Raw genomic sequence first — 1,333 nt, 5'->3', positions numbered from 1 at the left:
GTGTTGCAGGCGGTAACGCGCAACCCGCTGGCGGATCCGCACCTGCTGGGCGTGACCTCCGGCGCCACCCTCGGCGCGGTGATCGTGGTGCTGCATGTGGGTGAAGTGATCGGCCTGCTGACCCTGCCCATCGCGGCGTTCATCGGTGCGTTGCTGAGCATGATCGTGGTGCTGGCGGTGGCCAGTCGCAACGGTCGGCTGGAGAGTGACCGCCTGTTGCTGTGCGGGGTGGCGGTGTCGTTCGTGATGATGGCGGTGGCGAATTTGCTGCTGTTCATGGGCGACCATCGCGCGGCCTCGGCGGTGATGTTCTGGATGCTCGGCGGCCTCGGGTTGGCGCGCTGGGAACTGCTGGCCATTCCCTTCGCCACCGTGTTGCTGGGGCTGGTGTTGCTGCTGGGGATGGCTCGCCCGTTGAACGCGCTGATGGCCGGCGAGCAGACCGCCGTGACCCTGGGCCTGAACGCGCGCAATGTGCGGCTCAAGGTGTTTTTGATCGCCTCGCTGATGACCGGCGTGCTGGTGTCCATCAGCGGCTCCATCGGCTTTGTCGGGCTGATGGTGCCGCACATTGCCCGGCGCCTTGTAGGTGCCGAACACCGGCGTTTGCTGCCGGTGTGCGTGCTGTTGGGCAGTGTGTTCCTGGTGTGGGTGGATGTGGCGGCCCGCACAATGATTGCCCCCGAAGACCTGCCCATCGGCGTGGCCACGGCGGCCATTGGCGGGCTGTTTTTTATCGGGCTGATGCGGCGGCGTTAAACCCCCTGGTCGGCCTGCTTGAATGCATGCAACAAGCGCCGCGCCACCTGGCTGCGGGGTTGCCAGAAGCGATCGGTTTCCAGGATGGTCAGCTTGCCCGAGGTCGCCAACCGGCGGATCACCTCGCTGGGCTTGACCTTCACCACACCCGTGTCTTCGTCGATCCAGTCATCGCGCAGCAACTGGCTTTCGTCCGCGTGATAGCTGGGCTCATAGACAATCAACGCGCCGTGCACCGGGGTGAAGTAGTACCGCGCCCCCGCGATCTTGTCCTGGCGCAGCATCTCGATGAACCCGCGAATTTCCTTCTGGGCAATGAAGTTGTGGGCCAGGCCATCTTCGTAGCGATCCGCCAGATGCTGGCGCTCGGTGTCGAGCTTGAACAACTGCTGGACGCCCATCACCTTGTAGCCCGCCGGGTAGCGGGTCGATGTGCCGGGGTAGCCGAGGTTCATGATGCCTTCGAACAATGCCTTGTAGGCCGGTGTGTCCGGCCGCAGTCCCACGGCCACCGAGGGGCCCGGGTCTGCCACCGGTTGCACGGCGATGAAGGTGTCGCTGTCGCCGTTGCCCA

The 1,333-nt window shown here is 65.0% G+C and carries 2 protein-coding genes; one reads left to right on the top strand and one right to left on the bottom strand.

Going from position 1 to position 1,333, the window contains the following annotated elements; genetic code table 11:
- On the top strand, positions 1 to 759 hold a 759-nt coding region (locus HX846_RS30005), incomplete at its 5' end, for an iron ABC transporter permease (protein ID WP_178966768.1).
- On the opposite strand, the gene HX846_RS30000 is transcribed toward HX846_RS30005, so the two are convergent.
- On the bottom strand, positions 756 to 1,333 hold a 578-nt coding region (locus HX846_RS30000; RefSeq protein WP_178966767.1), incomplete at its 5' end, for a hypothetical protein. The two genes, HX846_RS30005 and HX846_RS30000, sit on opposite strands and share 4 nt — an antisense overlap.

It is taken from the genome of Pseudomonas sp. K5002, assembly GCF_013386655.1.
Taxonomy (GTDB): Bacteria; Pseudomonadota; Gammaproteobacteria; order Pseudomonadales; family Pseudomonadaceae; genus Aquipseudomonas.
The sequence above is the reverse complement of the archived record's forward strand: the minus strand, read 5'-3'. Positions and strand labels throughout refer to the sequence as shown.